Here is a 22,028-nt window from a genome sequence, read left to right as displayed (position 1 = left end):
CGAGGCCATAGGCTGCACTCATGCTCGTCGCGTTCACGCTGCTCGCGCTGGGCGGGTTCACCGCGGCACTGGCGCCACGGTGGCTGGCCCGCGGTTCCTGGGCCGACCGGGAACCGGTGCTCGCCCTGTGGGTGTGGCAGTGCGTGGTGGTCGCCGTGCTGCTGTGCTTCTTCCTGGCCATGACGCTGTCCGGCGCCGCGGCCTGGCCCGCGGTGCGCGGGCGGCTGTTCGCCCCGGCACCCGGCGGCGTGCCCGACGCCTACGCCCTGTACCCCGGGGGCCAGCCCTGGGCCGCCGCGCCGGCCGTGCTGCTGGCGGCCGGCGGCGCGTGGACCGGCCTGATGCTGCTGCGCGAGGTGCGCGAGGCCCGCGCCCGGCGCCGTCGCCGGCGGGCCGGACTGCTCTCCCGCGTGCCGCTGCTGCCCGGCGAGGAGCCCGCCGGGCGGGACGGCGGCCCCCGGCTGGTGGTGGTGGAGGACGAACGCCCGGACGCCTGGCTGGTGCCCGGCTCCGAGCGGCTGCTGATCACCACCGGCGCGCTGCGCCGCCTGGGCGGCCGCCGGCTCGACGCCGTGCTGGCCCATGAGCGCGGGCACGCCCGTGCCCGCCACCACTGGCTGCAGCACTGCGCCGGGGCGCTGGCCCGGGGCTTTCCGCGGATTCCGGTCTTCACCGCGTTCCAGCAGCAGGTGCACCGGCTGGTGGAACTGGCCGCCGACGATGTGGCCTCGCGCCGGGTGGGGCGGCTCACCACCGCGCTGGCGCTGGTCGGGCTGAACGAGGACCGCGGGGTCTTCGGCCCGGATCCGGCGGGGCACCGGGCGGGGCACGGGCAACTGCCGCAGCGCGTCGGCCGGCTGCTCGCCCCGGAGCCCCGGCTGCCCCTGGCCCGCCGGCTGCGGGTGACGACGGCGGCCACCCTGGTGCCGGCGGTGCCGCTGGTGGTGGCGTTCGTCCCCGGACTCTCCGCACTGCGCTGACCGCACCGCGCCGGCCGCACCGCGCCGGCCGCACCGCGCCGGCCGTCCCGGGCCGTGCGCACCGCACCGCCGCCCGCACGGATACCCGCACCGGCCCCGCCACCCGAGCCGCACGGGTGACCGAAAACGGCTCGGGTGGTGGAGAAGCCGGGCAACGCGGCGGCATGATGCCGGTATCGGGCGGTCCCCCGCTCCGCCCGAGACCCGCGCCGCCGCTCCGGCGCTGAGTATATTGGCTGACAGCCAGTCAACCCAGGAGCATCAAGGATGTCCCCTCGTCGCCCCGACGTCAATGAAGAACTTCGCCGACGTTCCCGGGAGCGGCTGCTGGAAGCGGCGGTGGAGCTGGTGGCCGAGCGCGGCTGTGAGGCCACCACGCTCGGGGACATCGCCGCCCGGGCGGGCACGGCACGCGGCCTGATCTCCTACTACTTCCCCGGCAAGCGGCAGTTGCTGCAGTCCGCGGTGCACCGGCTGATGCGGCTCACCGTGGCCGCCGCGCTGGAGCGCGAACCGCGTCCGCGCGGACCGGAGGCCGGCCCCGAACTGCTGGCCCGGGCCATCGACGCGGTGCTGGGCCTGGCCCGGGAACGGCCGGTGCTGATGCGCGCCCATATGGCGGGGCTGCTCCAGCAGGACGGGTTCGTGCCCTGCGCGGAGCAGCAGCAGCTCGCCGCCCTGCTGCGCGGCGCGGTCGTCGCCTACGGTTCGGCCGATCCGGACACCGACTACCCGATGCTGCGGGCGCTGCTGATGGGGGCCGTGGTGGCCATGCTGATTCCCGGGGTGCCGCTGCCCGAGGCGCCGCTGCGCAAGGAGCTGTTCGACCGCTACGGCCTGGACTGGAGCCTCGGGGTGCCGCCGGGCGCGGAACCGGCCGGGGGCATTCCCCGGGCGCGCGAGCGGGTGCGCGCCCCGCGCTGACGCGCCGGTGCGGGCGCCCGGCGGGCTCAGCGCCCGGCGTTCTCCTGCCCGGCCGCGGCGGCCAGCACGCTGTCCAGCAGCCCGGGGAAGCGGGCGTCCAGATCCTCCCGGCGCAGACAGGTCATCTTGGCGGTGCCCCGGTAGTCCTGGCGGATCACCCCGCTCTCCCGCAGCACCCGGAAGTGGTGGGTGCTGGTGGACTTGCTCACCGGCAGTTCGATGGCGGAGCAGGCCAGTTGCTCCGAGGCGGCGGCCAGGGCCCGCACCACCGCCAGGCGCATGGGGTCGGCCAGCGCGTGCAGCACCTGCTCCAGGCGGATCTCCGACCGTGCCGGATGGGCGAGTTCACGGCCGGCCGCCGCCTCGTCGCCGAGTCGCGTCACCATGCCCCCGATCCTACGAGATGCATCGTAGTTTGACAGACAACGTACTACGGCGCCTATCGTACTAGCGCCCATGGTGAACGTCCGTGCGGTCCAGCGCCGCCGGCCCGAGGGAGGAGTCCGCCCGTGAGCGCCCTCTTCGATCCGATGCCCCTGCGGTCCCTGACCGTGCCCAACCGTGCCTGGATGGCCCCGATGTGCCAGTACAGCGCCGAGCCCGAGGGCCCGGAGGCCGGGGTGGCGACCGACTGGCACTTCGCCCACTACGCGGCGCGGGCGGCCGGCGGCACCGGCCTGGTCCTGCTGGAGGCCACCGCCGTCTCCCCGGAGGGCCGGATCAGCCCGGCCGACCTGGGGCTGTGGAACAGCCGGCAGGCCGCGGCGCTGCGCCGGATCACCGGATTCCTGGCCGGGCAGGGCACGGTGCCGGGCATCCAGCTCGCGCACGCCGGGCGCAAGGCGGCCACCGACCGCCCGTGGCGGGGCGGGGCGCCGCTGGCACCGGCGGAGGGCGGCTGGCGGACGCTGGCGCCCAGCCCGGTGGCCTTCGACGAACGCCACCGGACGCCCGAGCAGCTCACCCCGGCCGGCATCCGGCGGATCACGGCCGACTTCGCCGCAGCCGCCCGGCGGGCGCTGGACGCGGGATTCAGGGTCGCGGAGATCCACGGGGCGCACGGCTACCTGATCGGCCAGTTCCTCTCCCCGCACACCAACCGGCGCACCGACGGCTACGGCGGCGGCTTCGCCGGCCGGACCAGGTTCGCCCTGGAGGTGACCGAGGCGGTGCGGGAGGTCTGGCCGGCGGAGCTTCCGCTGTTCTTCCGCGTCTCGGCCACCGACTGGCTGCCCGAGGGCGGCTGGACGCCGGACGACACGGTGGCGCTGGCGGCCGAGCTGCGCAGCCGCGGGGTCGATCTGCTGGACGTCTCCAGCGGCGGCAACGCGGCCGGGGTGCGGATTCCCGCCGGGCCGGGCTACCAGGTGCCGTTCGCCGCCCGGGTGCGGCGGGAGACCGGGCTGGCGACCGCGGCCGTCGGGCTGATCACCGATCCCCGGCAGGCGGAGAAGATCGTCGCGGACGGCGAGGCGGACGCGGTGCTGCTCGGCCGGGAGCTGCTGCGCGATCCGCACTGGGCGCGGCGCGCCTCCCGCGAGCTCCGCGACGGCGACCCCGGCCCGGTCCCCCCGCAGTACGCCCTCGCCCGCTGATCCGCCGCGGCGCGGCCCCTCCCCTCCCCCCGCCCGGGGCCGCCGGGAGCGGGCACCGGGGGCGCGTCGGCGGCCGGGTGACGGGCGAGTGTCAGTGGCGGGGTGCAGACTGGCCGCCGTCGGCCGGCCGCTGCCCGACGGCCCCCGGCCGGTGCCACAACGACTGCGTCACCCGGAGGTGCGGCATGGCAACGGAAGTTCTGCTCGCGGTGGGCACTCGCAAAGGTCTGTTTCTCGCCCGGAGCCCGGTCAACGGGCGCGGTGCCGGCGGCTGGGAGATCGACGGGCCGCATTTCCCGGCCCAGGAGGTGTACGCGGTGGCCGTGGACCGGCGGCCCTCCGGCGGCCCGCGGCTGCTGGTCGGCGCGGACAGCACGCACTACGGCCCGTCCGTCTTCCATTCCGACGACCTCGGCGCCACCTGGGTGGAGCCGGCCAGGCCGGCGGTGAAGTTCCCCCCGGACACCGGGGCCTCGGTGGAGCGGGTCTGGCAGCTCTGCCCGGCCGGTCCCGGCGCGCCCGGTGTGGTGTACGCCGGCACCGAGCCCGGCGGGCTGTTCCGCTCCTCGGACGGCGGCGAGTCCTTCGAGCTGGTGCGCCCCCTCTGGGAGCACCCGACCCGGGAGAAGTGGGAGCCGGGCGGCGGCGGCCTCGGCCTGCACACCGTGCTGACCGATCCGCGGGACGAGCGCGCGCTGCTGGTCGCGGTGTCCACCGGCGGGGTGTACCGCAGCGCGGACGGCGGGGAGAGCTGGGCGCCGTCCAACACCGGGGTGAAGGTGGTGTTCCAGCCGGAGCCCTATCCGGACTTCGGCCAGTGCGTGCACAAGGTGGCGCGGGACGCCGCCGATCCGGACCGGCTCTATCTGCAGAACCACTGGGGCGTCTACCGCAGCGACGACGGCGGCGGAAGCTGGCGGTCCATCGGCGAGGGCCTGCCCTCGGACTTCGGCTTCCCGGTGGCCGCCCACCCGCACCGGGGCGGGACGGCCTATGTCTTCCCGCTGAACGCGGACACCGACCGTGTGCCGGCCGGGCGCCGCTGCCGGGTCTACCGCACGGAGGACGCCGGCGGGAGCTGGACGGAGCTGTCCGCGGGGCTGCCCGCGACCCCGCACCACGGCACCGTGCTGCGGGACGCGCTGTGCACGGACGACGCCGACCCGGCGGGCGTCTACTTCGGCAACCGCAACGGCGAGGTCTTCGCCAGCGCGGACGACGGCGACACCTGGCGCCGGCTGGCCGGCCATCTGCCGGACGTGCTGTGCGTGCGGGCCGCGGTGATCGGCTGACCGCGCGGACGCGCCGCCCGGCCGGCACACGGGGGCCGGCCGGGCGGCGCGGGGACGGGCGCGGGCGGGATCACCGGCGGGATCACGGATCGGCGGGGACGGGGCTCGCCGGGCGCCGGGCGGCCCAGGACTCCAGCCGGGCCACGAAGTCCCCGGCCGCGTCGGGCCAGTGGAAGGCACGCGCGGCGGCGTGCCCGCGTGCGCCCATGGCCCGCCGCAGTTCCGGGTCGCCGCGCAGCCGGCGCAGCGCCGCGGCTGCCGCCGCCGGTTCCCCGTACGGCACCACCAGCCCGCAGCCGTGGGCCCGCACCAGGTCCGCGGCCAGCGGACTGGGGGTGGTGACCACCGGGATGCCGTGGGCCATGTACTCCAGCACCTTGGTGGGCCGGGAGTGGCGGTAGTTGGGCCGGTCGTGCAGCAGCGACAGCCCGGCCAGCGCGCCGCCGAGCCGGCCCAGGGCCGCGTCGTTGGGCAGGTAGCCGTGCCAGCGCAGCAGTCCGGCCCGGTCGGCGGCGGCCAGTTCCGGGCGGACGGCGGGGTCGGCCGCGCCCACCGCCTCCACCCGGAACTCCGGCCCCAGCAGCCGGGCGGTGGCCAGGAGTTCGTCCGTGCCGCGGGCCCGGGAGAGATGGCCGAGATAGACCACCCGCTCCTCGCCCGGCGGCTGCGGCGGGGCGCCGGGCACCCGGACGAGGTTGGGGACCACCGGATGCTCCCGGCGGAACCGGCCGCGGTAGCCGTCCTCGGCGAGCAGCAGATGGATACGGCTCTCGGCCGCGCGCTCGGCGACGCGCACCGCCAGGCCCAGCGGGCGGCGCAGCGGCCCGGGCACCCAGGGCTTGTCGGTGAGCGCCGCGGCCGTGTCCTCGTGGACGTCCCAGACCACGGCCGGACGGCGGCCCGGTGCGGTGCGCGCCCAGTCGCGCAGCGCGCCCGGCAGGGCCAGCAGCAGTTCCGGGTCGTGCAGCAGGACCACGTCGGCGGCGGCCCCGTGTCCGGCGAGCGCCCGGCGGGCGGCCCGCAGGGCCGGGCGGCGGGTGCGGCCGGCCGCCCGGGGCAGGTCCACGGCCCGCATGCCGGGCCGGGGCACCGCGCCGAAGGCGGCGAACGGCGCGGCGTAGGTGACGGCATGGCCGCTCTCGCGCAGGGCCGCGATCTGCCGGTGCAGGATCCGGGCGTCCTCGGGGTGATGGACGACCGTGATCACCAGTACATGCATCAGAGCACCTCGACATCCGGGCGGGATATCCGGCCGCGCGTGTCGAACAGCAGCCGCGCCTGGTCGGCGACGGTCCACAGGTCGTACTCGCGGTGGTCCTGGAGCAGGATCGTCAGGTCGTGCTCGCGCAGCGCGGCCGGCAGGTCGGTCACCGCCGGCACCGGGATGCCGTCCAGGCACCAGTCCGGCACATGCGGGTCGTGGTAGGCGACCCGGGCGTCGCGGGCGCGCAGCAGCCTGGCCACCGGCTCGGCCGGGGATTCCCGCCGGTCGGCGATGTTGGGTTTGTAGGTGATGCCGAGCAGCAGCACCCGGGATCCGGAGAGCGGCTTGCCCTCGCGGTTGAGCAGATCCTGCGCGCGGCGCACCACATAGTCCGGCATCCGGTGGTTGATCTCCCGGGCCAGTTCCACGAAGCGGAATTCGTGGCCGAGCTTCCGGATCTTGTAGGAGAGGTAGTTGGGGTCGATGGGGATGCAGTGCCCGCCCACGCCCGCGCTGGGGCGGAAGGGCTGGAAGCCGAAGGGCTTGGTGGCCGCGCAGTCGATGACGTTCCACACGTCGACGCCCAGTTCGCGGCAGAAGATGGCGAGCTCGTTGATGAGCGCGATGTTGACGTGGCGGTAGGTGTTCTCCAGCAGCTTGGCCATCTCGGCCTCGCGGGTGCCCGCCGCGGTGACCACGCTCTTGATGAACTTGCCGTAGAAGGTGACGGCCCGGGCGGCGCACTCGGGGGTGTGCCCGCCCACGATCTTGGGCGTGTCGTGCAGGGTGTGCGCGGTGTTGCCCGGGTCGATCCGCTCCGGCGAGAAGGCCAGCGCGAAGTCGTGTCCGGCGCGCAGACCGCCGCGCTCCAGAATGGGCCGCACCACCTCGTCGGTGGTGCCGGGGTAGGTGGTGGACTCCAGGACGACCAGGGTGCCGGGCCGCAGCCGGCGGCCGACGGCCTCGGCCGCCGCGATCACCGCCGACAGGTCGGGGCCGCCCTCCTCGGACAGCGGCGTCGGCACGCAGATCACCACGGTCTGGGCCCGGCCCAGGCATTCCTCCGAGGTGGTCGCGGTGAAGCCGGCGTCCAGCATCCGGCGGACGTCCTCGTCCGAGACGTCGTCGACATGCGAGCGTCCCGAGGTCAGTCCCGCGACGATGCGCTCGTTCCGGTCGTGTCCGGTGACCCTGAGTCCGAGGGCCGCCGCCTCACGGGCGAGCGGAAGCCCGACATATCCGAGTCCGATGATCGCAAGATCCACTGTCATGCCGCATCACCTCACGTGTCATACGGCCGATGAGCCGACACATGGCTCCATAGGGCGCCTTATGACGTCATATGGATTTGTCGATCTCAGGCGGCTCCCAGCATGCGGTAGATGTCCCGGGTGCGCACACCGGCCCGGGACCAGGTGCGGTCCCGGGCCACCCGACGGCGGGCCGCCTCGCCCATCCTGCGGCGCTCCGCCGGGCGCTCCAGCAGCCCGCCCAGCGCCTCGGCCCAGGCCCCCGGGTCGTCCGGCGGCAGCAGCCTGCCGTGCACCCCGTCCGTCACCAGCTCGGCCAGCGCCGGCAGATCGCTGGCCAGCACCGGAAGACCGCAGGCCATGGCCTCCACCGGCTTCAGCGGGGTGACCAGACGGCACACCCGGTCCGCCGTCCGGGGGACGGCGAACACATCCAGCACGGCGAGATGGCGGCGCACCTCGGCATGCGGCACCCGGCCGGTGAACAGCACCGTGCCCGGCGGCGTCAGGGCCTCCGCCTGCCGCCGCACCACCGCGAGCTGCGGTCCGTCGCCGACCACCAGCACCCGCAGCGCCCCGCCCCGGCGGCGCAGTTCGGCGGCGGCCCGCACCAGGGTGGAGACGCCCTCGTGCGGGGTGAGGGTGGCCACGGTGCCGGCCACCGGCTCGTCCGGGGCGATGCCCAGCGCGGCGCGCAGCGGCCCTGCATCGGGCGGCGGGCGGAGAAACTCCTCGTCAACGGCGTTGGGCACGACATGCACCCGCTCCGGCGGCACCCCGCGGGAGACGATCTCCCGCCGCATCTGCTCGCCGAGGGTGATCACCGCGTCGGCCGCCCGCATGCAGTGCGTCTCCAGTTCCCTGGCCCTCCGGTAGGCCGGGTCGGCGGGGGTGCGGCCGGGCGCCTGGGTCAGCCAGGTCTCCTCCAGGAATCCGCGCACCTCGTAGACCACCGGCAGTCCGTAGGTCTCGCGAAGGGCCAGCGCGATACGTCCGTTCGGGTGATCGGTGGCCGCGTGCAGCACCGCGGGGCGGAGCCGTTCCACCAGCCGGGCGGCCAGTTCGGCATTGCGCTCCAGCACCCGGTGCGGGGCGGCCGGCATCAGCAGCGGCAGCAGCCGGTGGTGCGGCACCCCCTCCAGGTACTGCACCGGGCGGCCGTCCCACACGCCCTGGGCGACCGGGAAACCGAGCCTGGTCACCACATGCGGGTCCAGGCCCGCGGCGCGCTGCCCCCGGACGATGCCCAGGGTGCGGACGGTGTATCCGGCGTTCCGGTACGGCGGGGAGTTGGTGACCAGATGCAGCACCCGGCCCGGCACCGGCGGCCCCGCCGGCCGCCGGGCGGCCGGGGCGGGCACCTCCCCCGGCCCCTCGCCCGGCCCCCGGCCGACGGCCGCACCGGCCGGGCCCGCCGCGCGCCGGGCCAGCACCGCCTCCAGCCGGGCGCGGTGCCGCCCGCCCGGCGGCAGCCTCCCGGCCAGCAGCCGGGCCGTGTCCGGGCGCTCCACGGCGGCGGCCCAGCGGGCCAGCCGGCGCAGCGTGCGGGGCCGGGCCGGGGCCCGGGCGGCCAGGCCCAGGGCACGCTCCCGGCGGCCGGTCTCCCACAGCCGGAGCACCCGGGGCAGCACGGCCCCCGGAAAGACCCTCAGCGTCAGCCCGAAGGCGGACTGTTTCACCCGTTCGGGTGTCAGCCGAAGTGCGAGCAGCCCGGCCCGCACGGGATCGTTGCTCATATGGCGCCGGGCCACGGACCCGGCGAGGATCAGGGCGCGGGGGGTGCGTCGCACCGGCTCACGCTAACCCGGCGGCGGCGCGGCCCTCCCGGGCGGCACGCCCGCCCGGGGGAACCGGGAGGGGAGGACCCGCCGCCCGGCACCACCGCCGGGCGGGACGCACAGCACCGACAACCGCCCGCCCCGGCCCGCCGGGCAGGGGCGGCGAACGGGAGGCACCGTGCCCCAGACCCCCCAGGCCCCCGCCGCCGCGGGCCCCGGCCCGCTGGTCCATGTGGTGGGCGCCCGGCCGAACTTCGTCAAGGCCGCCCCGGTGGTCGCGGCGCTGCGCGCGGCCGGGCTGCCGCAGCATGTGGTGCACACCGGCCAGCACTACGACGAGCGGATGTCGCAGGTCTTCTTCCGGGAGCTCGGCCTGCCCGAGCCGGATGTGGACCTCGGCGTCGGCTCCGGCAGCCACGGCCGGCAGACCGCGGCGCTGCTCACCGCCCTGGAGGACGAGCTCCCGGCGCGCTCCCCCGCGCTGGTGATCGTCTACGGCGATGTCAACTCCACCCTGGCCGCCGCGCTGACCGCCGCCCGGCTGGGTGTCCCGGTCGCCCATGTGGAGGCCGGGCTGCGCAGTTTCGACCGGTCGATGCCGGAGGAGATCAACCGGCTGCTCACCGACCGGCTGTCCGATCTGCTGTTCGCCACCAGCCCGGACGCGGTCGCCCATCTCGCCGCCGAGGGGGTGCCGGCCGACCGCATCCATCTGGTGGGCAACCCCATGATCGACACCCTGACGGAGCATCTGCCGCGCTTCGATCCGGCGGCCGTGCGGGCCGCGTACCGGCTGCCCGACCGCTATGCCGTGGTCACCCTGCACCGCCCGGCCAATGTGGACTCCGCCCGGGCGGCGGCCGAGGCGGTGCGGGCGCTGCGCGAGGCCGCGGCCGTGGTGGAGCTGGTGATCCCGCTGCATCCGCGCGGGCGGGCGGCGCTGGCGGCGGCCGGGCTGGACCGGGTGCCGGGCGTGACGCTGCTGGAGCCGCTGGGCTATGTGGAGTTCATGGGCCTGCTGCGGGGTGCCGCCGCGGTCGTCACCGACTCGGGCGGGGTGCAGGAGGAGACCACCGTGCTGGGCGTGGAGTGCCTGACGCTGCGGCCCAACACCGAGCGGCCGGTCACCCTCACCCACGGCACCAACCGGCTGGTGACCCCCGGCACGCTGGCCCCGGCGCTGCGCAAGGCGCTGAAGGGCGGCCGGGCGGCACCGGAACCGCCGCCGCTGTGGGACGGCCGGGCCGGGGCCCGGATCGCCCGGGTGATCGCCGGGTGGCTGGAGGACCGCGGCCATGGCTGAGCCGGCCGCCCCCGCTCCCGTCCCGGCGGCCGGTCCGCCGCCGCCCGGACCGGACACCGGTGCCGGGACCGAGGCGCTGGACGCGCTGCGGCTGGCCGCGGTGCTGCGGCTCACCGGCGGCAGCGGCGGGCCGGCCGCCCCGCTGTTCGTCCTGGAGGCGGCGGCGGACGGCGACCGGCCGCTGGCCGCCGCGCTGGCCCGCTGCGGCCTGCGGGTGGACACCGTGGACGCCTCGGACACCGCGGACACCGCGGACGGCGCCGGGGTGCGCCGGCTGCCCGGCGGCCCGGCGGCCTGCCGCAGCCCCTGGCTGTACGACCTGGTGCTGTGCGGGGAGAACGCCTGCCGGGCCGCGGACGGGCCGGTACGGCCGGAGCCGGCCGTGCGGCTGGCCCGCCTGGTCCGCCTCACCGGCGCCCTGCTGCTGCCCGGCACCGGACCGGGCGGCCCCGCCGCCTCCGCCTGCCGGGCCCTTCTGGAGCCGCTCGGCATGCGGTACCGGGAATTCGCGCCCTACGGTTTTCCGGGGACCGGGACCGGCTTCCATGTGCTGACAAGGAGCGGCTGATGCGCCTGGCCGATCTGCTGCACCCGTATCTGGACGGCGTCGCCGCGCTGGTGGACGCCACCGGCGGCGATCCCGATCTCGGACCGTTCCTGCATCTGCCCGCGGGCATGCCGGTCCGGCCCGACGACGGCACCGGGGAACTGGGCGGGGATCTGCTGGTCCTGCTGCCCCACCCGCCGCCGGACGGCCCGCCGGACGCCCTGCCGCCGCTGCTGGAGCGGCTGCGGCCCGGCGCCCGCGGGCTGGCCGTCTTCCGTCACCCGCCCGGCGCACTGCCCTACCAGGACCTGCTCGACGGCCTGGTGGACGCCCGCTGCCAGGTGCTCCGCGCCGAGCCGCTGGACTACGCCGGCCTGGGCGCGGCGGCGGTCTTCGCCCGCACCGACCGGCCGCTGCCGCCGCACGGCCCGGCCGGCCCGCCGGCGGCGGGAAACGCCGGGCCACCGGAGCAGGACCCGCTGCGGACGGTGCTCCGGCTGGCCGGCGAGCACGCCCTGGCGGGGCTGGTCTGCCGGGCCCAGCGGGCCCGGCTGCTCGATCTGGAGGCCGCCCGCGAGACGGCGGCACTCACCGCCTCCGGCGCCGCGGCCCCCGGCCAGGACGGCCATGCCGCCTCGGTGCGCCGGGAGAGGGACCGGCTGGCCGCCGCGCTGCGCCGGGCCCATGACCGGGTCGAGGTGCTGGAGGCCCGGGTGGCCGTGCTGAAGCACTCCACCTCGCTGCGGGTCGGGCAGTCCATGGTCTCGGCCGCCCGCGATCCGGTGCGCGGGGTCCCCCGGCTGCCGCGGGAGCTGTACGGGCTGTGGCGCGCCCGGCGCCGCCCGTCCCCCGCCCGGCCGCCGCACCCCCTCGGCAACGGGGCCGGCCGGCCGCCGGCCCCGGCCGCGGAGCTGCCGGAGGGCTCCGGCGAACGCCTCCATCTCGCCCACCGGGCGGTGGCCATCGGCCCCCGGGACCGGCTGGTGATCGCCGGGCTGCTGACCGATGACACCGCCGCCGCGCTGGCCGGCGACGCCGTGGTCAACCGGCTGCTGCCGCACGACGCCCGGCTGGTGGTGGAGCAGTCCGCGCCCGATCTGCTGGTGGTGCAGACCGGCGCCGCCCGCTCCGGCCCCTGGTCCGGCTGCGGCACCGGTGCCGCCCCCGGGCTGGACCGCCGGCTGGCGGAGGCGCTGACCGTCGCCCGCGCGCTGGGCTGCCGGACCGTGCTGTGGCGCGACGCGGCCCCGTCCACCGCCCCGGGGCTGTCCCGCCTGGACTTCGACGGCGTGCTGGACGCGCCGGAGGCGGTGCGCCCGGACCGGCTGGACCCGGCCGCCATGGACCGCGAGGAGCTGCGGGAGATCTTCGCCTCGCACGCCGTCCGGGTGCGGCTGGCCGAGCTCGCCCGGGCCGGGGGCGTCACCGGCGCACCCGGCCCGCCGGCCGCCCGCCGGATCGCCGTGCTGGCCGCGCCGCGCGACCCGGCCGAGGTCACGGTCCTGGTCAAACAGGTGCTGGCGCAGTCGCACCGGCCGGTGGAGGTGGTGGTGCCCGGCGCCGGCCGGGAGCTGGCCGAACTGGCCGCCGCCGGGGTCGCGGTGCGTGACGGGGCCGGCGGTCCCACCGCGCCCTGGGCGGCCTGCTGGCACGATCTGACCGCGGACCGCGGCGCCGCCCATCTGGCCGACCTGATGTGCGCCCAGGAGTGCTCCGGCGCGGACGCCATCGGCTTTCCCGTAGCCGCCGGTCCCGGCGCGGGCCCCGGGGACCCGGGGCCGGAGGCCCACCGCTTCGTCGCCACGCTGGAACCCGCCCTGGTGCGCAGCGCCCTGCTGCGTACCGGCGGCACCCCCGAGGACTGGTTCCGGCGCGGCTTCCGCCTGTACGCCGTCCCGCGAGGGGAACCACGATGACCTCCACCAGCCCCGCCGGCCCCGCAAGCCGGCCGGATTCCCCGTACCCGTACCGGACCGGGAACGGCGCCCCCGACGCCCTGGTCTACGGGGACGTGGACCTCAATCTGCTGGACGGCTCCGCCATCTGGGCGCAGGCCATGATGCAGGCCCTGTCGCTGGCCGGCTGCCGCGGCCGGCTGCTGCTCAAGGCCCCGGTGCGGACCGGACGGCTCACCGACCCGATCGCCGCCCTGCCGGGCATCACCGTGCTGCCCGGCCCGTCCCCGCACGAGAATCCGCTCTCGCCGCGCCGGGCCTCCGGCCGGCTGGTGCGGCTGGACGAGGAGGACCCCTGCGACCTGCTGGTGCTGCGCGGCCGGCGGCTGGTGGAGCAGGTGGTGGCGGACGGCCGGTTCGACGGGCGGATCTGGGCCTATCTCACCGACATCCCGCAGTCGGCGGCCGAGATGACGCCCGGGGACGCCGAAGCGCTGGGCCGGATCGCCCGCGCCGCCCGCCATCTGCTCTGCCAGACCGAGGAGATGCGCTGCTTCCTGGAGACCTGGGTGCCGGACGCCTGCGGCAAGTGCGTCCTGTACCCGCCCAGCGTCCCCGCGCCCGGCCCGGGCACCGGCACCGATACCGGCAGCGACACCGGCACCGGCACCGGCCCCCGGGAGGCCGCCGGGGACCCCGTGCGCCTGGTCTACACCGGCAAGTTCGCACCGCAGTGGAACACCCTGGAGATGACCGGGCTGCCCGCCGAGCTCGCCGCCCGCGGCGTGCGCGCCGAACTGCACACCGTGGGCGACAAGATCCACCGGGTGCCGGACGACCCGGACTACCACGACCGGATGGCCCGCGCGCTGCACACCGCCCCCGGGGTGGTGCACCACGGCGGCATGGGCCGCGAGGACGCCATGCGCACCGCTGCGGGCTGCCACATCGGCCTCGGCTGGCGCCGCCCCGAGCTGGACGCCAGCCTGGAACTCTCCACCAAGGTGCTGGAGTTCGGCAGCCTCGGGCTGCCGGTGCTGCTCAACCGCACCCCGGCGCACGAGACGCTGCTGGGCGCGGACTATCCGCTGTTCGTGCCCGGCCGGGGCCTGACCGCCGACGCCGCCGGGGCCCTGGCGCACGCCGTCCGCTCCCCGGAGGTCTACCGCACGGCCGCCGCCCGGTGCCGCCGGGCCGCCGCCGGCTTCACCCTGGAGAGGGCCGCGCAGCGGCTGCGCGCCCTGCTGGACCGCGCCTTCCCGCCCCCGCCCGCCGCGCTGCGCGGCCGGCCGCGCCCGCTGCGCATCGGGGTGGCCGGGCACGATCTGAAGTTCCTGGACAAGCTGCTGGACGCGGTCCGGGCGCTGCCCGGCACCGAGATCCGGGTGGACGACTGGCCGGCCCTGTCCCGGCACGATCCGCGGCGCAGCCGGGAACTGGCCGGATGGGCCGATGTGGTGCTGGTGGAGTGGTGCGGCCCGGCGGCCGTCTGGTACAGCAGGCACAAGCGTCCGGGCAGCCGGCTGCTGGTCCGGCTGCACCGCTTCGAGCTGTACGCCGACTGGCCGCGCCAGGTGGACATCGACGCGGTGGACCGGGTGATCTGCGTCAGCCCGCACTACACCGCGCTGGCCCTGGAACGCACCGGCTGGCCACCGGAGAAGCTGGTCACCGTGCCCAACTGGGTGGACGCCGGGCAGCTCGACCGGGCCAAGACCGCCGACGCCCGGTTCCGGCTGGGCATGATCGGCATCGCCCCGGCGCGCAAGCGGCTCGACCTGGGCATCGAGGTGCTGGCCGCGCTGCGCGCCCGCGATCCGCGCTGGCAGCTCTCGGTGAAGTCCAAGATGCCGTGGGACTACTGGTGGATCTGGAACAAGCCGGAGGAGCGGGACGCCTACGACCCGGTGCTGCGCCGGATCCAGGGCGATCCGCTGCTGGACGGGGCGGTGGTGTTCGACGAGTTCGGCCCCGATGTGGCGAGCTGGCTGCGGCGGATCGGCTTTGTGCTGTCGGTCAGCGACGACGAGAGCTTCCATCTGTCCCCCGCCGAGGGCATGGCCTCGGGCGCGGTCCCGGCGCTGCTGCCCTGGCCGGGCTCGGACGCCATCTACGACCGGCGCTGGATCCACGACTCCCCGGCCGCGATGGCCGAGGCGATCGCGGCGCTGGCGGAGGACGGCTGGGAACGGGCCGGCGCCCTGGCACGCCGTCAGGTGCGCGAGGCGTACTCCCTGGAGACGGTGGCCGCCGCCTGGACCGGACTGCTCACGGCCGGGGCCGGCCGCGCCCCCGCCCCGGTCTGACCGGGCCGAGCAGTCGCAGCGGCCGGAGCAGCCGGAGCCGGGGACCGGGCGATGCCGGGCCCCGGCAGCCGGATTGAACCGGACCGCCGCTGGGCCAGTAGGGTGACGGACCGTGGCATCACGACCCTTGCACGAGATCGTCGAGGAAGGCTGGGCCAAGGCGCTGGAGCCGGTGTCCGCGCGGATCACGGCGATGGGCGGCTTCCTGCGCCAGGAGGTCGCCGCCGGACGCACCTATCTGCCGTCCGGGGCCAATATCCTGCGCGCCTTCCAGCAGCCCTTCGACAGTGTCCGGGTGCTCATCATGGGCCAGGATCCCTATCCGACCCCCGGGCACGCCGTCGGCCTGAGCTTCTCCGTCGCCCCCGAGGTCCGTCCGCTGCCGGGCAGCCTGGAGAACATCTTCCGGGAGCTGCACACCGATCTGGGTCTGCCCCGGCCCTCCAACGGCGACCTCACGCCATGGACCGAGCAGGGCGTGCTGCTGCTCAACAGGGCGCTCACCACCGCTCCGCGCCGCCCCGGCGCGCACCGGGGCAAGGGCTGGGAAGAGGTCACCGAGCAGGCCATCCGGGCGCTGGCGGCGCGCGGCAAGCCGCTGGTGGCGATTCTGTGGGGACGGGACGCGCGCGGTCTGCGCCCGCTGCTGGGGGCGGTGCCCACGGTGGAGTCGGCGCACCCCTCGCCGATGTCCGCGGACCGCGGCTTCTTCGGCTCCCGCCCGTTCAGCCGGGCCAACGCCCTGCTCGCCGAGCAGGGCGCCGCGCCCGTCGACTGGCGCCTGCCCTGAGCCCGGCCCGCCGCGGCGTGCCGCGCGTGGCGGGACCGGGCGGCGGGTAGCGTCACCGGGGCGTCGCGCGGTACGGAAGTCGGGTCAGGGAGGCTGGTGCGGTGGCCGGTGCCGGGCCGTGGTGGGTACTGGGAGCGGATTCCGGCGGCTCCGGGCTGCGGGTCGCGCTGGCCCGGGCCGGCGCGGCCGGCCGGCCGGAGCGGGCCGGCGAGCCGGTGACCGCGCCGCCGGTCCCCACCGGCCCGGCCGGCATCGACGCCGGAGAGCTGCTGGACCGGCTGCTGTCCGCGGCCGGCCGGCTGCGCGCGGCGGCGGGGGACCCGCCCGTCGCCGCGGTGTGCGTGGGCGCGGCGGGCATGGCCACGCTGGGCGGCCGGCTCCGCGCCGAACTCCCCGCCGCACTGGCCGGCCGGCTGGGCACGCACCGGCTGGCGCTGGCCGCCGACGCCGTCACCGCCTATGCCGGGGCGCTCGGCGAACGGCCGGGCGCCGTGGTGGCGGCCGGCACCGGGCTGATCGCCGTGGGCACCGATCTGCGCCGCTGGCGGCGGGCGGACGGCTGGGGGCATCTGCTGGGCGACTGCGGGGGCGGCGCCTGGATCGGCCGGGCCGGTCTGGAGGCCGCGCTGCGCGCCCACGACGGCCGGCCGGGCGGCTCGGCCGCGCTGCTGGGCCGCGCGCGGGAACGCCTCGGCCCGCCGGAGGAACTGCCCGGGCGGCTCTATCCCCGCACCGACCGTCCGGCCGTGCTGGCGTCGTTCGCCCCGGAGGTGGCGGACTGTGCGGGCGGCGGCGATCCGGTGTCGGCCGGCATTCTGCGGCGGGCGGCGCGCCATGCCGCGGACAGCGCCGCGGCCGTCTGCCCGGCCGGGGCGGACACGACGGACGGTGCCGACGGGGCGGACGGGGCGGACAGGGCGGACGGGGCGGACGGGGTTCGGGTGGCGCTGACCGGCGGGCTGCTGAAGCTGGGCGAGCCGCTGCTGGTCCCGCTGCGCGCGGCGCTCGCCGCGGCCCTGCCGCGGGCCGCCGTCACGGCGCCGGCCGGCGATCCGCTGGACGGCGCCCTGCTGCTGGCCGCGGGCCTGGCCCGGGGCGCCCCGCGGCTGCCCGCCGACCCCCGTCTGCTGCTGCTGCGCGGCGGGAAGGACGACGTCCGGCCCGGGCCGGACGGCAGCCGCCGGTGAAACTGCCGCGCCGCGGCGGCTTCCGCGCCAGGTTTTGCGGCAATGGCCGAAATATGCCGGACTTTCCCGGCGCCGACACGCCGGAGCACCGAAGGGCGGCAGGATAAATCAGGACAGATCCGGACTCCCCTACCCCGGCCGAACAGCCAAGCGCATCAAGGCACTAACATGCGGCGACATGAGCTCCCCCACCGGCCCCGAACAGGGCCTGCCCGTACGCATGCCACGTCCCCGCCAGCCCGGACGCCATCGCCGTCCGGAGCCGGTGACCGCCCCCGAGGGTGCGCCGGCCCTGGTCCTCGCGGTCCCGGGCCCGCCCTCGGCGGAGAGCCGCAGCCTGGCGGAGGAGGTGCTCAGCATCGCGCGCGCCGAACTGCCGGGACTGAACGCGCGGGTCGGCTTCGCCGAGGGCGGTGACGACGAGTTCCCGCCGCTCCAGGAGGTGCTGGCCCGGCTCGCCGCCCCCCGGGACAAGGCGGCCGACGAGCTGCCCGCCGTGGTGGTGCCGCTGCTGACCGGCCCGGACAGCGCGCAGCTGCGGCTGATCCGCCAGGCGGTGCTGAACAGCGGCTCGGGCGCCGAGCTGACCGACGTCCTCGGCCCGCACCCGCTGCTGGCCGAGGCCGTGCACGTCCGGCTGTCCGAGGCGGGCCTGGCGCGCGCCGACCGGGCCCGGCTGTTCACGGTGACCACGGCGGCCGACGGCATCATCCTGGCCACCCTGGGCGGCGAGGACGCCGTGCAGGCCACCGGGATCACCGGCATGCTGCTCTCCGCCCGGCTGGCGGTGCCGGTGCTGGCCGCCGCGCTGGACGGGGCGGGCTCCGTGGCGGACACCGCGCAGCGGCTGCTGGCCGCCGGTTCCCGGCAGCTCGCCCTGGCGCCGTGCCTGATCGGCCCGGAGATCCCGGATGGCCTGCTGGCCGCGGCTGCCGAGGAGGCGGGCTGCCCGGCCGCGGAGCCGCTGGGCGCCTATCCGGCGGTGGGCAAGCTGCTGGTCGCGGCGTACAGCGCCAAGCTCGGCATCGGCCCGCAGCAGTCCACCGCACAGGTGCGCTGACCACTCGCCGGACGAGCCGGCGACCACAGCACCCACAGCGCCGCGTCCCCGGGGACGGTGCGGCGGAGGGGCGACCGCGGGGCTCCGGTCGGCCACTCCGCCGCACCGTCCCTTCGCTGTGCCGCGCGGCGCCGCCCGGCCCCCGCCCGCGGCCGGGCGTGGAGCCGGATCAGCCGTGGGCGGCGGTGAGCGGGGCGCGGGGCGGGGCGTGCAGGGGGCCGGCCAGCCGGGCCAGGGCCTCCTCCAGGGCATGGAGCTGGGCCAGCACCGGATGCGGGGCGGGTCCGGCCGCCGCGGGCGGCGGCGGCTCGGCCGAGGCGAGCAGCGCCTCCACCGCGGCCTCCACCCGGACGCAGGCCGCCGCCACCCGGGCGTCCCCGGCCGGCCCGGCCGGGGCGGCGGCGAGTTCGCCGGCCAGCGCGCGCACCCGCACCGCGCACTCGTCCAGCAGCGCCATGATCCGGCGGGCGCGGGCCCGCCGGGCCCGCAGCGGGTTCAGCGGATGCAGCAGCGGGGCCAGCGCCGCCCGGGCCCGGGCCAGCAACGGCTCCAGCCCGGCGGCGGCCCGGGCCGGGTCGGCGGCGGTGTCCCCGGCCGCGCGGCGGCCGGCCTGCGCCGCGCACTCCCGCACGCCCTCCAGGACGCGGTGGATCCAGTCCACGGTGGCGGCGTGCGTGGTCACCGGCAGCACCAGGGCCACGGCCAGTGCGGCGCCCAGCGCGCCGGCCGCCGTCTCCGCCAGCCGGAGCGCGAACAGCCCCGGGTCCAGCAGCCCCACCAGCCCGTAGAGCAGGCCCACCAGCACGGTGACGAAGAACATCATCCAGGAGTAGGACAGCGGCGCGGTGTAGAAGACGCCGAAGACGCAGGCCGCCGCCAGCAGCGCGGTGGGCAGCGGCGCGCCGTCCACCGGCAGCGCCACCGGCAGCCCGGCGCCGATGCCCAGTACCGTGCCGGTCACCCGGCGGAAGCCGCGTACCAGGGTCTCGCCCCGGGAGGCGGTGCCGACGAAGATCCACCAGGCGGCGCCGACCGCCCAGTACCAGCGGTCCGCCGACACCGCCTGGCCCGTGCCGAGGGCGAAGGCGCAGGCGGCGGTGGTCTGCCAGGCGAGCCGCAGGCTGACCCGGCGCAGCCCCGGCACGTCCCGCTCGGCGGGCGGCGCGGGCGGCGGGCAGGAGCGGTCCAGCGGCCACAGGACGAAGCGCGTCAGCGCCGCTGCCGCCAGCGCCAGCAGCACCGCCGCGGCCAGGACGGGAAGCCGGTCCGGCCCGGCGCGCAGGAACTGGACCACGAAGTAGGTCATGAAGGCGTAGATGCCCAGCGCGTTGCCGCGCGGGCCCCAGCGCCGCGCCCATGCCCCGGCGAAGGCCACGGCCAGAAAGGCGGCGTCGCGGGCCGGCGGCTGCGACTGCACCGCGGTGGCCAGGGCCAGCACCGGCAGGCCCGCGGCGGGCAGCAGCGCGGTGGTGACCGCCTGGCCGCGCACGGTGGGATCGGTGACGGTGAACAGGGCCAGCAGGGCCGCCAGCCCGCCGGTCAGGCAGGCGGTCAGCGGAAGCCCGGCAAGGGCCGTGACCGTGACGGCCAGGCCGATGCCGAGCACCGCTCGGGTGGCGTTCCGCAGCCGGAACAGCCCCGGGTCCGGGGCCACGAACATCCGCTTCACGGCGGTCGGCCGCTCCTTTGTCCGCAGCTCGTCGCGCCGGGCCGCGCCCGGGGGTGGTGGGCGCGTGCGCGGACATGACGAAGGCACCGCGCCCCGGACCGGCCTCCTCGCCGTCCGGCACCGCGCGGCGCCGACAACACATGGGATGCCCCCCAGGATATACGTGCACCCGCCAACCACTCCACCCGCGTCAGCGGGCCGGGCCGAGGAAGGAGAGGCGGACCTGGCGGCGGGGGTTGTCGCCGTTGGTGTCGACCAGGCAGACGGACTGCCAGGTGCCGAGCGCCAGCCGGCCCCCGGTCACCGGCAGGGTGGCGTGCGGCGGGACGATCGCCGGCAGCACGTGGTCACGGCCGTGCCCCGGGCTGCCGTGCCGGTGCCGCCAGCGGTCGTCGGCCGGCAGCAGTCCGCGCAGCGCGGCCAGCAGATCGTGGTCGCTGCCCGAACCGGTCTCGATCAGCGCCACCCCCATGGTGGCGTGCGGGGCGAAGACGTTCAGCAGCCCGTCCCGCCCGGCCGCCGCCTCCCGCAGAAAGCTCTCGCACTCCCCGGTGATGTCGTGGACGGTCTCCCGGCTGCCGGTGGCGACCTCGATCACCCGTGTGGTGAAGGCATCAGACATGGCCCCATCCCAGCACAGCCGCCGCGTGCCGGGCGGTCGCGCCGCCCGGCCGGCGGCTCCCTGTCCCGGGACCCCGTGCTCAGCCCCAGGAGCCCGGCTCCTGGCGGGTGGACACATTGAGCCGGTTGTACACATTGGTGGTGGAGATCCACAGCAGCAGCGCGGCGAGCTGCCGCTCCCCGTAGTGCCTGGCGGCCTCGTCCCAGACCTGGTCCGGCACCGGGTCGGACCGGTCGCTCAGCCGGGTGACGGACTCGGCCAGCGCCAGGGCGGCGCGCTCGGCCTCGGTGAAACAGGTGGCGTCCCGCCAGGCCGACACCAGCAGCAGCCGCTCCTCGGTCTCTCCCGCCTTGCGCGCGCTGCGGCCCCCGTAGTCCACGCAGAAGGCGCACCCGTTGATCTGGCTGGCCCGCAGGTGCACCAGCTCCAGCGTGCTCTGCTCCACGCCTGCCTGGGCCACCGCCTGGTTCAGCGACATGATCGCCTGCATGGCCTCCGGGAGCACCGTGGCCGGGTTCTTCATGCGTGCGGACATCGTCTGGTTCTCCTTGGGGTCGGTTCCGGTCCGCGGACCGGCCTGCCCGGCCCGCTGCCCCTCTGACCCGCCGCGCCGCCCGGATGTGACAGCCGTTTCCGCGATCCACGTCACATTTCCGGTCCGGGCGGGGTCAACAGCGTCGAAGGCCCACGGAGAGGAAGAATGCCGATCATGGACGAGCAGCGGTTTCTGGCCGAGCGGTTCGAGGAGCACCGCCCGCGTCTGCGGGCGGTCGCCCACCGGGTGCTGGGCTCGGTGAGCGAGGCCGACGACGCCGTGCAGGAGGCGTGGCTGCGGCTGAGCCGGACCGGCACCCGGGACGTGGACAACCTCGCCGGCTGGCTCACCACGGTGGTCGCCCGGGTGTCGCTGAACATGCTGCGCTCCCGCTCCACCCGCCGGGAACTGCCGCTGGACTCCGGCCCTTCCGGGCCCGCCGCCCCCGGTGGCCCCGGGGAGCCGCCCGTCTCCCGCCCCGCCGCCCACCCGGAGCAGGCGGCCGTGCTCGCCGACTCCGTGGGCATGGCCATGCTGGTGGTCCTGGACACCCTCTCCCCCGCCGAACGGCTGGCCTTTGTGCTGCACGACATGTTCGCGGTGCCGTTCGACGAGATCGCCCCGATCGTGGAGCGCTCGCCCGCCGCCACCCGCCAGTTGGCCAGCCGCGCCCGGCGCCGGGTGCAGGGCACCGACCCGGAGGCGGCCTCCCCGGACGGCACCCCTCCGGCCCGCCGCCGCGCGGTCGTCGACGCGTTCCTCGCGGCCTCCCGCGGCGGCGACTTCGAGCGGCTGCTGACGCTGCTCGACCCGGATGTGGTGATGCGCGCCGACAGCATGGCGGTGGCGCTGGGTGCGGCGCCGGAACTCCGGGGCGTCCCGGCGGTCGCCGAGTACCTCCGGGGGCGGGCCGCCGGTGCCCGGCCGGCCCTGCTGGGCGGCGCCTCCGGCCTGGTCTGGGCGCCGGGCGGACGGACCAGGGTGGCCTGGTCGTTCACCATCACCGACGGCCGGATCGCGGCCATCGACCTCATCGGCGACCCGGCGGACCTCAAGGCCCTGGAGGTCACACCCCTGTAGGCCGCGGCACC

19 protein-coding genes are annotated in these 22,028 nt (G+C 77.0%); 12 read left to right on the top strand and 7 right to left on the bottom strand.

Features of this window, described 5'->3' with window-relative positions; translation table 11 throughout:
- Positions 1–20 precede the first annotated feature (20 nt).
- Both BM242_RS17130 and BM242_RS17125 read left to right on the top strand, forming a co-directional pair.
- Complete coding sequence (locus BM242_RS17130; protein WP_093839731.1) at positions 21–980, top strand: M56 family metallopeptidase; 960 nt, start codon at positions 21–23, stop codon at positions 978–980.
- 267 nt (positions 981–1,247) lie between these two features.
- Positions 1,248–1,904: a TetR/AcrR family transcriptional regulator gene (locus tag BM242_RS17125; RefSeq protein WP_093839730.1), complete on the top strand. Its 657-nt coding sequence runs from the start codon at positions 1,248–1,250 to the stop codon at positions 1,902–1,904.
- A gap of 26 nt (positions 1,905–1,930) precedes the next feature.
- On the opposite strand, the gene BM242_RS17120 is transcribed toward BM242_RS17125, so the two are convergent.
- The gene (locus BM242_RS17120) at positions 1,931–2,290 is read right to left on the bottom strand and encodes a helix-turn-helix domain-containing protein (protein WP_093839729.1); all 360 of its coding nucleotides are present in this window, start codon (positions 2,288–2,290) and stop codon (positions 1,931–1,933) included.
- A 123-nt stretch (positions 2,291–2,413) separates the two neighbouring features.
- On the opposite strand from BM242_RS17120, the gene BM242_RS17115 reads away from it, so the two are divergent.
- On the top strand, positions 2,414–3,499 hold the full coding sequence (locus BM242_RS17115) for an NADH:flavin oxidoreductase/NADH oxidase (protein WP_093839728.1): 1,086 nt from the start codon (positions 2,414–2,416) through the stop codon (positions 3,497–3,499).
- Between the two features lie 185 nt (positions 3,500–3,684).
- A complete protein-coding gene (locus tag BM242_RS17110; protein ID WP_093839727.1) occupies positions 3,685–4,791 on the top strand; it encodes a WD40/YVTN/BNR-like repeat-containing protein in 1,107 nt (368 codons plus the stop codon).
- Between the two features lie 82 nt (positions 4,792–4,873).
- Here the strand turns inward: BM242_RS17110 and BM242_RS17105 are convergent, their stop codons facing one another.
- The 3 genes from BM242_RS17105 to BM242_RS17095 all read right to left on the bottom strand — a co-directional run bounded on the left by BM242_RS17105 (position 4,874) and on the right by BM242_RS17095 (position 9,035).
- Complete coding sequence (locus BM242_RS17105) at positions 4,874–6,010, bottom strand: glycosyltransferase (protein WP_093839726.1); 1,137 nt, start codon at positions 6,008–6,010, stop codon at positions 4,874–4,876.
- On the bottom strand, positions 6,010–7,266 hold the full coding sequence (locus tag BM242_RS17100; protein WP_093839725.1) for a nucleotide sugar dehydrogenase: 1,257 nt from the start codon (positions 7,264–7,266) through the stop codon (positions 6,010–6,012). Before BM242_RS17100 ends, BM242_RS17105 begins: the two co-directional genes overlap by 1 nt.
- A gap of 86 nt (positions 7,267–7,352) precedes the next feature.
- The gene (locus BM242_RS17095) at positions 7,353–9,035 is read right to left on the bottom strand and encodes a glycosyltransferase family 4 protein (protein ID WP_245834208.1); all 1,683 of its coding nucleotides are present in this window, start codon (positions 9,033–9,035) and stop codon (positions 7,353–7,355) included.
- Between the two features lie 166 nt (positions 9,036–9,201).
- Between BM242_RS17095 and wecB the strand changes: the two genes are divergently transcribed.
- From wecB to BM242_RS17060, 7 genes are all read left to right on the top strand, one after another.
- Entirely contained in the window at positions 9,202–10,326 is a 1,125-nt protein-coding gene (gene wecB, locus BM242_RS17090; RefSeq protein ID WP_245834207.1) for a non-hydrolyzing UDP-N-acetylglucosamine 2-epimerase, read from the top strand.
- Positions 10,319–10,894 carry a hypothetical protein gene (locus BM242_RS17085; protein ID WP_093839724.1) on the top strand — a complete coding sequence of 192 codons (576 nt, stop codon included), beginning with the start codon at positions 10,319–10,321 and terminating at the stop codon, positions 10,892–10,894. The genes wecB and BM242_RS17085 overlap by 8 nt, the downstream gene beginning before the upstream one ends.
- Positions 10,894–12,789: a hypothetical protein gene (locus BM242_RS17080; RefSeq protein ID WP_093839723.1), complete on the top strand. Its 1,896-nt coding sequence runs from the start codon at positions 10,894–10,896 to the stop codon at positions 12,787–12,789. Before BM242_RS17085 ends, BM242_RS17080 begins: the two co-directional genes overlap by 1 nt.
- Positions 12,786–15,074 carry a glycosyltransferase family protein gene (locus BM242_RS17075; protein WP_245834205.1) on the top strand — a complete coding sequence of 763 codons (2,289 nt, stop codon included), beginning with the start codon at positions 12,786–12,788 and terminating at the stop codon, positions 15,072–15,074. Before BM242_RS17080 ends, BM242_RS17075 begins: the two co-directional genes overlap by 4 nt.
- Positions 15,075–15,186: 112 nt before the next feature.
- Positions 15,187–15,864, top strand: a complete 678-nt coding sequence (locus BM242_RS17070) for a uracil-DNA glycosylase (protein WP_093839722.1) — start codon at positions 15,187–15,189, stop codon at positions 15,862–15,864.
- 101 nt (positions 15,865–15,965) lie between these two features.
- Positions 15,966–17,051 (top strand): N-acetylglucosamine kinase, encoded by a 1,086-nt coding sequence (locus BM242_RS17065; RefSeq protein WP_093839721.1) that lies wholly within the window; start codon positions 15,966–15,968, stop codon positions 17,049–17,051.
- A 178-nt stretch (positions 17,052–17,229) separates the two neighbouring features.
- On the top strand, positions 17,230–18,111 hold the full coding sequence (locus BM242_RS17060; RefSeq protein WP_175541458.1) for a sirohydrochlorin chelatase: 882 nt from the start codon (positions 17,230–17,232) through the stop codon (positions 18,109–18,111).
- Between the two features lie 169 nt (positions 18,112–18,280).
- On the opposite strand, the gene BM242_RS17055 is transcribed toward BM242_RS17060, so the two are convergent.
- From BM242_RS17055 to BM242_RS17045, 3 genes are all read right to left on the bottom strand, one after another.
- On the bottom strand, positions 18,281–19,771 hold the full coding sequence (locus BM242_RS17055; RefSeq protein ID WP_093839833.1) for an FUSC family protein: 1,491 nt from the start codon (positions 19,769–19,771) through the stop codon (positions 18,281–18,283).
- Between the two features lie 199 nt (positions 19,772–19,970).
- Positions 19,971–20,402, bottom strand: a complete 432-nt coding sequence (locus tag BM242_RS17050; RefSeq protein ID WP_093839720.1) for a secondary thiamine-phosphate synthase enzyme YjbQ — start codon at positions 20,400–20,402, stop codon at positions 19,971–19,973.
- 79 nt (positions 20,403–20,481) lie between these two features.
- Entirely contained in the window at positions 20,482–20,937 is a 456-nt protein-coding gene (locus tag BM242_RS17045) for a carboxymuconolactone decarboxylase family protein (protein ID WP_093839719.1), read from the bottom strand.
- Between the two features lie 174 nt (positions 20,938–21,111).
- On the opposite strand from BM242_RS17045, the gene BM242_RS17040 reads away from it, so the two are divergent.
- Positions 21,112–22,017: a sigma-70 family RNA polymerase sigma factor gene (locus BM242_RS17040; protein ID WP_093839832.1), complete on the top strand. Its 906-nt coding sequence runs from the start codon at positions 21,112–21,114 to the stop codon at positions 22,015–22,017.
- Positions 22,018–22,028 lie beyond the last annotated feature (11 nt).

The organism is Streptomyces aidingensis, assembly GCF_900112355.1.
Taxonomy (GTDB): Bacteria; Actinomycetota; Actinomycetes; order Streptomycetales; family Streptomycetaceae; genus Streptomyces; species Streptomyces aidingensis.
This window is presented reverse-complemented; position numbering and strand designations above follow the sequence as displayed.

Bases quoted from the DNA above. Each gene is read 5' to 3' on its own strand.
- BM242_RS17050 (WP_093839720.1), bottom strand. From the start codon at position 20,402: ATGTCTGATGCCTTCACCACACGGGTGATCGAGGTCGCCACCGGCAGC.
- BM242_RS17040 (WP_093839832.1), top strand. From the start codon at position 21,112: ATGGACGAGCAGCGGTTTCTGGCCGAGCGGTTCGAGGAGCACCGCCCG.
- BM242_RS17110 (WP_093839727.1), top strand. From the start codon at position 3,685: ATGGCAACGGAAGTTCTGCTCGCGGTGGGCACTCGCAAAGGTCTGTTT.
- BM242_RS17080 (WP_093839723.1), top strand. From the start codon at position 10,894: ATGCGCCTGGCCGATCTGCTGCACCCGTATCTGGACGGCGTCGCCGCG.
- BM242_RS17125 (WP_093839730.1), top strand. From the start codon at position 1,248: ATGTCCCCTCGTCGCCCCGACGTCAATGAAGAACTTCGCCGACGTTCC.
- BM242_RS17105 (WP_093839726.1), bottom strand. From the start codon at position 6,010: ATGCATGTACTGGTGATCACGGTCGTCCATCACCCCGAGGACGCCCGG.
- BM242_RS17060 (WP_175541458.1), top strand. From the start codon at position 17,230: ATGAGCTCCCCCACCGGCCCCGAACAGGGCCTGCCCGTACGCATGCCA.
- BM242_RS17055 (WP_093839833.1), bottom strand. From the start codon at position 19,771: ATGTTCGTGGCCCCGGACCCGGGGCTGTTCCGGCTGCGGAACGCCACC.
- BM242_RS17085 (WP_093839724.1), top strand. From the start codon at position 10,319: ATGGCTGAGCCGGCCGCCCCCGCTCCCGTCCCGGCGGCCGGTCCGCCG.
- BM242_RS17075 (WP_245834205.1), top strand. From the start codon at position 12,786: ATGACCTCCACCAGCCCCGCCGGCCCCGCAAGCCGGCCGGATTCCCCG.
- BM242_RS17045 (WP_093839719.1), bottom strand. From the start codon at position 20,937: ATGTCCGCACGCATGAAGAACCCGGCCACGGTGCTCCCGGAGGCCATG.
- BM242_RS17130 (WP_093839731.1), top strand. From the start codon at position 21: ATGCTCGTCGCGTTCACGCTGCTCGCGCTGGGCGGGTTCACCGCGGCA.
- BM242_RS17120 (WP_093839729.1), bottom strand. From the start codon at position 2,290: ATGGTGACGCGACTCGGCGACGAGGCGGCGGCCGGCCGTGAACTCGCC.
- BM242_RS17100 (WP_093839725.1), bottom strand. From the start codon at position 7,266: ATGACAGTGGATCTTGCGATCATCGGACTCGGATATGTCGGGCTTCCG.